The organism is Synechococcus sp. R8-2, from assembly GCF_047461715.1.
In the GTDB taxonomy this organism is placed as follows: Bacteria; Cyanobacteriota; Cyanobacteriia; order Thermostichales; family Thermostichaceae; genus Thermostichus.
The window spans coordinates 1-8,525 of the sequence record NZ_JANSHQ010000447.1 but is presented as its reverse complement, the minus strand read 5'-3'; the positions used below and the strand labels follow the sequence as shown (position 1 = coordinate 8,525).

The following is an 8,525-nucleotide window of genomic DNA, read 5'->3' as shown; positions in this document are numbered from 1 at the left end:
CAATCGCCACCCGCTGCTGCTGCCCCCCCGAAAGTTGCCCCGGGTATTTTTCTGCTTGCTCGGCGATCCCCACGCGGCTTAGCAGTTCCATAGCCCGCTCTATCGCCTCACTTTTTTTCATCTTTTTCACGTGGATTGGGCCAAGGGTTACATTTTGCAAAACCGTGAGATGGGGAAACAGGTTGAACTGTTGAAAAACCATGCCCACCTCGCGGCGAATGGCATCGATGTTGCGCAGGTCGCTGGTTAGCTCAATGCCATCTACCACAATGCGCCCTCTCTGGTGTTCTTCTAAGCGGTTCAACGTGCGAATAAACGTTGACTTGCCCGAACCTGAAGGCCCACAGACCACCACCACCTCTCCGCGGCGGATGCGGGTGGTAATGCCCTTGAGGACGTGGAAATCGCCGTACCATTTGTGAACATCTTCGCATTGGATAATGTCAGCGCTGGCTGCACTTTGCGGAGAGAGTGAAGACCTTATGTGCGGGGATCCTTGCATGGGTGGGTGACTCCCTAAGTTTCACCAAAGCAGGCATGGGTACCATGGCAGAACTGGCCGAGCCACAACCGTAGCCTCTGCAACATTTCCATACGCCCTGACATGTAAGGCTTTGAGAAAATCGTAGGCGCCTATGGCAAACCATTCTATGGGGTGTGGGGTGTGGCAGGAGTGTAACCCAATGGCACGGTATCTCGGTTGAAGTGCCGTGTATGAACGACTGTTGACGACGAAGATCTTGAGGATTGACATGGGGTAATTTTATGAACTGGATAAAGCATTTGAACGGATTGGCTCCCTTGGCCGGGGCACTGGCGTTGTCTATGGGCCTGCAGTCCCTTCCCGCTTGGGCGCAGCTGGGGCCGCTCACCGACCGCATCAAGGCTCGGGGCGAGTTGATCTGTGGGGTAAACAACCAACTGCCCGGATTCGGCAACCTGGATGACCAAGGCAAGTATGTGGGTTTTGATATCGACATCTGCCGGGCAGTAGCTGCCGCTCTCTTTGGAGATCCGGACAAGGTTCGATACGTCTACCTGACGGCGGCCAATCGCCAGTCTGCGATTCAGTCGGGCGAGGTCGATATGATTAGCCGCAACACCACCTGGACCCTCACCCGGGATCGGGAGTGGGCGGTCACCTTCGGCCCCACCGTCTACTACGATGGCCAAGGATTTATGGTGAAGAAGTCGCTGGGGGTGGAGAAATTGGAAGATCTGAAGGGGGCCACCATCTGTGTGATTGCCGGCACCACCACCGAGCTGAACTTGGCGGATACCTTCCGCGCCCGTGGCATTCCTTTTACCCCGGTGACCTTCGACGGCGACGATTCCTCTTTCAACGCCTACGAAGAGGGCCGTTGCGATGCCATCACCAGCGACCAAAGCGCCCTCATCTCCCGCCGGGCCAGCTTGGCTTCTCCTGATGACCACGTGATCTTGCCGGAGATCATTTCCAAAGAGCCCTTGGGGCCGCTGGTTCCCCACGGAGATGAGAGTTTCTCCGACATTATGAACTGGACGGTCTACGCCCTCTTCTATGCAGAAGAAAAGGGGATCACCAGCGCCAATGTGGACGAGTTCCTCAAGTCCGAGGATCCCGACATTCGCCGCTTCTTGGGCCAGGAAGGCAACCTGGGAGAGCTGCTGGGCCTGAAGCCGGATTGGGTGGTCAATGTCATCAAGGCGGTGGGCAACTACGGCGAGATCTTCAACCGCCACCTGACCCCCTTGGGCGTGCCGCGGGGCTTGAACCAGCCCTACACCAAAGGCGGGATCCAGTACGCGCCGCCTTTCCGCTGATCGGCTGATTCGGAATCCGGGCCTAGGGATCCCGGTTGGTCAGTACCGGCCAGGGATCCCCTATTCTCTGCTGTGCTCTGAATTTTTGCTTGCCCCGCATGACTTCTCTGTCCGACCAGTCCCACCTTCGCCCCCCCTGGTGGCGGAATGAGCGCATCCTAAAAGTTCTGCTGCAGGTGGCCTTTGTCGTGGCCGTGCTGCTGGTGTTCGGGATCCTCGCCCAAAATCTCCTCGCCAGCATGCGTCGCCTGGGCATCAGCTTGGGATTCCGCTTTTTGGGCAACTCTGCCAACTTTGGGATCACCGAGGGGCTGATCCCCTACGACCCTTCCGAGAGCTACCTGAAGGCTCTGGCAGTGGGAGCGGTGAACACCCTCTGGCTGTCGGCAGTCAGCATTGTGTTGGCGACGGCGATGGGCTTTGTCCTGGGGATGGCTCGCCTCTCCAGCAACTGGCTGGCCCGCCAATTGGCTACCGTCATCACCGAGATCTTTCGCAATGTCCCGGTGCTGCTGATCGTGATCTTCTGGTACCAGGGGGTGATCCTCACCCTGCCGGGGGTGCGCAACAGTCTCTCCATCGGCGGGCTTGTCTTTATCAACCAGCGGGGAGTGAAGCTGCCCGGGTTGGATCCCAGCGGCTGGCTGGTTCCCGCGCTGGCCATTGTAATCGCGGCTGGGTGGGGGATCCGCAAGCTGCTCCTAGTCTGCCGACCCGAGCTGGGATCCCGGCAGCGGAACCTGTGGGTGGCTGCGGGGGTGGCGCTGCTGGCGGTGGCCTGCTGGGTGCTCTTCCCAGAGCCGCCGGTGCGGCTGGATGTCCCGGTACTGGAGCGCTTTAACTTCCGGGGTGGGATCCAGCTTTCGGCGGAGTTTACCGCCATGATGCTGGGCTTGGTGACCTACACCGGCTGCTACATTGCCGAAGTGGTGCGGGGATCCTTTTTGGCGGTGCCGCGGGGGCAGTGGGAGGCGGCCCGGGCCGTCGGCCTGTCGGAGCTGGAAACCTTTCGCTTGGTGATTGTGCCCCAGGCCCTGCGGATCATGATCCCCTCGTTGAACACTCAGTATCTCACCCTGATCAAAAACTCCAGCTTGGCCATTGCCGTTGGCTTTTCCGATCTGTTCAACATCAGCAGCACCATCATCAATCAGTCGGGACGCTCGGTGGAGATGTTCGCCATCCTCATGGCCACCTATCTGACCTTCAACCTGGTGGTTTCCTACGGCATGAACTGGCTCAATGCCCGCGTCAAATTGGTGGAGCGCTAACCCATGCCCAGCAGTCTCTCCTCTCCGCTTATAGAAGAAGAAAAGGTACTCCCCCCCACGGAGAAACAAAGTCCGCTGGCTTGGGTGCGTCGCAACCTGTTTGACTCCTGGTTGAGCACCTTGCTCACCTTGGTCTCCGCCTTGGTATTGGCTTGGGCAATTTCCCTGTTCTGGAACTGGGCGTTCACCCAAGCCCGCTGGGAAGTGATCCCGGCCAACCTCAAAATCTTTGCCAGCGGCACCTACCCCAGCAGCCAACTGTGGCGGGTGTGGGCGGTGTTGGGAATTGTGCTGGCCACCTTGGGGGTAGCGGGGGGGGCTTGGGGCGGTGTGCTGCTGCACTACCTCATTCTCTTGGGAGCTGCTATGGGCTTAGCCGCGTTCCTGCCTTTGGGAACCCAGTCGCAGGGGTGGCTGGCGGTTTGCTCTGGCGTCACTTTTGCCGCTATTGCCCTCAGTCGCGGACGGGAATCCTGGCGGCTGGCTTCCATCTGGGTTTGGGCCTTGATCTTGCCCCTCTGTCTGCAGCTGCTGCTGGGCAACCTGGGCCCCAATTGGCCGGCAGTGCGAACCGAGCAACTGTCTGGACTGCTGCTGACCTTGATCTTGGCGGCAGCCGCCATGATCATCGGCTTTCCCATCGGGGTGTTGCTGGCATTGGGCCGAGCCAATCGGGCGTTGCCGGTGATCCGGATCTTCTGCACGCTGGTGATCGAGCTGGTGCGGGGGGTGCCTCTGACCACCATTCTGTTTGCCGCCTGGCTGTTGGTGCCCTTCTTTCTGGGGGGGATCAGCGTCAACCTGATCATCAGGGCGGAGGTGGCCTTCATCTTGTTTACAGCCGTGTACGTGGCCGAGGACGTGCGGGGCGGCCTGCAGTCAATCCCGCTGGGCCAGCTAGAAGCGGCACGGGCACTCGGCTTGAACCCCTTTCAAGTGACGGCTCTGGTGATTTTGCCCCAGGCACTGCGGGCAGCCGTTCCGGCGCTGGTGAACGAGTTCCTCACCCTCTTCAAAGACACGTCGCTGGTGTTCATTGTCGGCCTCATCGACCTGCTGCAGGCGGGGCGGGTGGTGTTCACTAACCCCAACTGGCTGGGCACCCAGCGGGAAGTGCTGTTTTTTATCGGCCTGATCTACTTCATCTGCTGTTTTGCCATGGCCTATGCCGCCCAGCAGGTGGAAAAGGCGCTGGGCTTGGGCAAGCGCTAAAAACTGCAACCGCTCCCCTTCCCAGTTTCATCTGCTCAGGCCCCGGGATCCCCTTAACGGGCTTGGGCCACCGCCCAATGGCGAGGAGTGTTGGGCAAGTGCTTTTCCCTGGAGAGGGGGCAGCGCTAAGATAGCGGGGAACGTCTCGTTACACCTTGGCCCATGACCCTTGCCTCTGAGACCGAATCCCCGGAGCAAGCCGCGGCGGCCCCTGAGTCTGGTCGGGTGCGGGATCCGGAGTTTCCCTACGAGGTCGAGATGACCTTGATGGAGCACTTGGAAGAGCTGCGCAGCCGCCTGTTGGCCAGCGTGATCGCGGTGGTGATCTGCATCATCGCTTGCTTTGCCGTGGTGAACCGCATTGTCGCCCTGCTGGAGGTGCCCGCTCGGGGGGTTACCTTTTTGCAACTGGCGCCGGGGGAGTATTTTTTCGTTTCTGTGAAGGTGGCGGCCTACTCGGGGCTATTGCTGGCCACACCCTTTTTGCTCTACCAAATTGCCCGCTTCGTCTTGCCGGGGCTGAGCGTGAAGGAGCGCAAGCTGCTGGGGCCGGTGGTGCTAGGATCCAGCCTTCTCTTTGTGGCCGGCTTGGTCTTTGCCTACTATCTCCTCATTCCGGCGGCGCTCAACTTTTTCATCCGCTACGGCGAAGGGGTGGTGGATCAGGCTTGGTCCATCGACCGCTACTTTGAGTTTGTGCTGCTGCTGCTGTTCAGCACCGGCCTGGCCTTTCAGGTGCCGATTTTGCAGGCGCTGCTGGGGGCGCTGGGGCTGGTGACTGCCGAGCAGATGTTCAAGGGCTGGCGCTATGTGGTTCTGGGCGCGGTGGTGGCGGGGGCCATTCTCACCCCTTCGACGGATCCCCTTACCCAGAGCCTTTTGGCCGGGGCTGTGACGTTTCTATATTTGTTTGGCATTCTGCTGGTGAAGCTCCTTGGCAAATGAGCCGAAGCTGCATGCGCTGATCTTGGCGGCTGGGTTTTCCACGCGGATGGGAGAGCCGAAAGCCTTTCTGCCCTGGAAAGACGGGCAAACCCTGCTCTCTTACCAGATTTTTCAGTGGCGACAGGCGGGGTTTCAACCCTGGGTGGTGCTGGGATCCCAGCATTTGGCGGCAGCCCAACCCCACTTGGCAGGGGCAGAGGTGCTGGTCAATCCGGCTCCTGAGCTGGGCAAGACCCACTCCATTCGGGTAGGGGTGGAAGGGATCCCTGCCGATTTTCAGGTGCTGGCCATTTCGGCGGTGGATCAGCCCCGCCCGGCGTGGATCTACCACAGCTTGCTGGAGTACCATCTGCGCCATCGCGCTTGGGTTACTGTGCCGGTGCATCGAGGGCGACGGGGGCACCCTACCCTGATCGACAGGCGCTTGCGGGAAAAGCTGTTGGATCTCCGAGAAGAAACCCTGGGCCTGCGCCGGTTGTTGCAGGATCTGGGCAGGCGGGTACAGGAGGTGGAGCTCTACACTCCTGAGATCTTCCTGGACTGCAATACCCCTGCCGATATGGAGGCCGCTGCTGCCGGTTGCGACAGCGTTGCCCAGGGGTGAGGGGATCCCCTTCAGCACTTGTCCTGCGACCGGTCGCCTCAGCGGTACCGAGCACTTCGGCGTTGCCCAGCAAGATGTTCTTCCCATTGCTCGTATGAGAAAGGGCCTTTATCCTGCCAGCACCTACGATCCTGCCTGTCCGGTCGGCAGCTACTGGGACAGCACGATAGCAGATCCCGGTTGGCGGCATCCGGCACCTTTGCAAGCGCAGGTGGGCGCGGAGGTGGTCATTGTGGGGGGAGGATTGACGGGGCTATCGACGGCCTTGCACCTGGCCCGCGACCATGGCATTTCTGCCTGCCTGCTGGAGGCGGGATCCCTGGGTTGGGGGGCCTCGGGACGCAACGGTGGCTTTTGCGGGGTGGGGTCGAGCCACCTTACCCACACCCAGATGGTGCGGCGGGTGGGGCTGGCGGAGACGGAGCGCTACTACCGGGATCAATGGCAGGCAGTGGAAACCGTTCGGGAGCTGGCGGCCAGCGAGGGCTTCTCCCTAGAGGCCCAGGGACAGGGCTGCTACGCAGTGGCCCATCGTCCACAGGCATGGTCGGAGTTAGAGGCCGAGTACCAGTTCTGTACTCAGGTGGCGGGCTACCCGGCCCAGCTCCTCAACCCCAAAGAGCTGCGGGAACGCGGCTTCAACAGCCAAGAGAACCACGGCGCTTTGCACATCGGGGTGGGGTTTGGCCTCAACCCCCTCAAGCTCACCCAAGGGCTGGCCCAAGCAGCCCACCGGTGGGGGGCAAAACTGTACAGCGGCAGTCCGGTCACGGCCTGGGAAAAGGTGGGATCCCACCACTGCTGCCACACGCCGGGAGGAACGGTGCGCGCTCGGCACTTGGTCATCGCCACCAATGGCTACACCCCAGAGGCCCTGTATCCCCAACTGGCGGGATCCCTGTTGCCGGCACTGTCCAACATCCTGGTCACCCGACCTCTAACGCCTCAGGAGCAGAAAGCGCAAGGGTGGTGGAATCCGACGCCGCTCTACGACATGCGGCGGCTGCTGTTCTATTACCGTCTGCTGCCGGATGGGCGTTTGCTGTTTGGGGGGCGGGGCGGCACCCGCGATACCCCGACGGAGCGACGGCAGTTGCGCACTTGGATGACTCGACAGCTCTATCGTCTTTTCCCTGCTTGGGAAGGGGTGGAGATCGAGTACGCCTGGAATGGACTGGTCTGCCTTTCTCGGCAGTTTCACCCCCATATTGGCCCTTCGCCGGCGGATCCCAGCCTGTGGTACGGCTTGGCCTATCACGGCAGCGGTGTAGCCACGGCGGTGTGGGCGGGCAAAATGCTGGCCCAGGAGATCGCCGGGATCCCTTCTCAGATGAGCGCTCTGTTTCGCCAGCCGCCCCGCTCTTTCCCTTTGCCCTGGCTACGGCTTCACTACCTGCGGCTGGGGTATCTTTGGTGGCAGTTGACGGATGGATAGCCTCTCCAAGTGTGCGGGGGATCCCTCTGTTCGGCGGAGAAGTCCTGCCCTAGTCTGGTCGTAGTTCGGGTGGAAACCATCGCTTGTCGTTGCTCCTGAGGTATCCAGTGCTGCTCACGTCTTGCCATCGGCCTGCTCCAGATCCGTCTCCTCTCGAAGCCCAATCGGCAGCCTGTCGCCGCCAACGGCTCTCGCAAGCGGGGCAGCGGCTAGGGTTTGCATTGCTGCTCAGCCTACCCACCATGTTTTGGCCTTGGCCCGGATTTGCCCAAATTGCCGGATCCCTTCTCAGCCCTTTGGTGGCGGCTTGGATCCGTTCTGAGGTGCAGAGGGTCGATAACCTGCAAGTGCAAATTGTCGGCTCTGACGCCCAGATTTTGAATGGGCAGATCCCTCAAGCCCAGGTGTCGGGAGACAACCTCAGCTATCAAGGCTTTCAGATCAGTCATCTGCGGCTGCAGGGCCAGGATATTCGCCTCAATGTGGGCGAAGCCATCCAAGGACGGAGCCCACTGCGGCTATTGGCCCCTGTGCCGGTGCAGGTGAGCTTGCGCCTTACCGAGGAAGACCTGAACCGCACCCTCCAGGCTCCCCTCATCCAAGCCCAACTGGCTCAGGCCCAGGTGCAGTTGCCTGTTGGGGGCCAAGTGGTGCCTTTTCTTATCCGCCAGCCTCAGGTCACGCTGGAACAGGGTCGGCTGCGCATCCAGGCCAACTTAACCACTCCCGAAGGGGTGGAAGCGCCGGTGACGGTGCTGACCGGCCTAGAAGCCCAAGGTCCCAACCGGTTGCGGCTGGTCAATCCCCTCTGGGTGAGCGAAGGCCAAGAGATCCCCATCCCCGGCCTGGCCGATTTCCCCATTCAGTTGGATCCCGGCGTGCGCATCGACCGCTTGGAGGTGCAGCCCGGCCAAATCCTCTACGAAGGGATCCTGACCATTTACCCAGAAGTCGCAACTGTGCCGCAGGGATAGTTCGCCTGGGCAGGACGGAGACCTTTCCCGTTCAGCAACGGGTGTGATCGGGATCAATCTCAAAGGGTGTGCCTCTGGGCGAGGATCCCTCTAGCAACCGGAGGGAAAGGGATCTTGCTGGCCGTTTGCGTTGGTGCCCCGTCGGGAACCGCACCGTCCACAAGACGAGAGCGGCATCGACTCCCTTCGGTAGCCGGGCAGGAGTGGTGTATTGAGGTGAGATCATGATCCAGCCATCCAACTGCAAACTCGACCCCTGGGTCGCGGTAGCGGTGCGGAGC

At 60.9% G+C, this 8,525-nt stretch carries 9 protein-coding genes; 7 read left to right on the top strand and 2 right to left on the bottom strand.

Translation table 11 applies throughout. The features are described from left to right. On the bottom strand, positions 1–502 hold a 502-nt coding region (locus NW819_RS10660), incomplete at its 3' end, for an amino acid ABC transporter ATP-binding protein (protein ID WP_414413728.1). Between the two features lie 281 nt (positions 503–783). On the opposite strand from NW819_RS10660, the gene NW819_RS10655 reads away from it, so the two are divergent. From NW819_RS10655 to NW819_RS10625, 7 genes are all read left to right on the top strand, one after another. Beyond that, positions 784–1,803: an amino acid ABC transporter substrate-binding protein gene (locus tag NW819_RS10655; RefSeq protein ID WP_414413727.1), complete on the top strand. Its 1,020-nt coding sequence runs from the start codon at positions 784–786 to the stop codon at positions 1,801–1,803. A 35-nt stretch (positions 1,804–1,838) separates the two neighbouring features. Further along, positions 1,839–3,074 (top strand): amino acid ABC transporter permease, encoded by a 1,236-nt coding sequence (locus NW819_RS10650; protein WP_414413726.1) that lies wholly within the window; start codon positions 1,839–1,841, stop codon positions 3,072–3,074. A gap of 3 nt (positions 3,075–3,077) precedes the next feature. Further along, positions 3,078–4,286: an amino acid ABC transporter permease gene (locus NW819_RS10645; RefSeq protein WP_414413725.1), complete on the top strand. Its 1,209-nt coding sequence runs from the start codon at positions 3,078–3,080 to the stop codon at positions 4,284–4,286. A gap of 258 nt (positions 4,287–4,544) precedes the next feature. Next, a complete protein-coding gene (gene tatC / locus NW819_RS10640; protein ID WP_414356410.1) occupies positions 4,545–5,231 on the top strand; it encodes a twin-arginine translocase subunit TatC in 687 nt (228 codons plus the stop codon). Beyond that, positions 5,221–5,835 (top strand): nucleotidyltransferase family protein, encoded by a 615-nt coding sequence (locus NW819_RS10635; RefSeq protein ID WP_414413724.1) that lies wholly within the window; start codon positions 5,221–5,223, stop codon positions 5,833–5,835. The genes tatC and NW819_RS10635 overlap by 11 nt, the downstream gene beginning before the upstream one ends. Continuing rightward, a complete protein-coding gene (locus tag NW819_RS10630; RefSeq protein WP_414413723.1) occupies positions 5,822–7,270 on the top strand; it encodes an NAD(P)/FAD-dependent oxidoreductase in 1,449 nt (482 codons plus the stop codon). Before NW819_RS10635 ends, NW819_RS10630 begins: the two co-directional genes overlap by 14 nt. Before the next feature lie 107 nt (positions 7,271–7,377). Then, complete coding sequence (locus tag NW819_RS10625) at positions 7,378–8,244, top strand: DUF2993 domain-containing protein (protein WP_414413722.1); 867 nt, start codon at positions 7,378–7,380, stop codon at positions 8,242–8,244. Between the two features lie 59 nt (positions 8,245–8,303). Here NW819_RS10625 and NW819_RS10620 read toward each other — a convergent pair. Continuing rightward, on the bottom strand, positions 8,304–8,525 hold a 222-nt coding region (locus NW819_RS10620), incomplete at its 5' end, for a hypothetical protein (protein WP_414413721.1).

Bases quoted from the DNA above. Each gene is read 5' to 3' on its own strand.
- NW819_RS10645 (WP_414413725.1), top strand. From the start codon at position 3,078: ATGCCCAGCAGTCTCTCCTCTCCGCTTATAGAAGAAGAAAAGGTACTC.
- tatC (WP_414356410.1), top strand. From the start codon at position 4,545: ATGACCTTGATGGAGCACTTGGAAGAGCTGCGCAGCCGCCTGTTGGCC.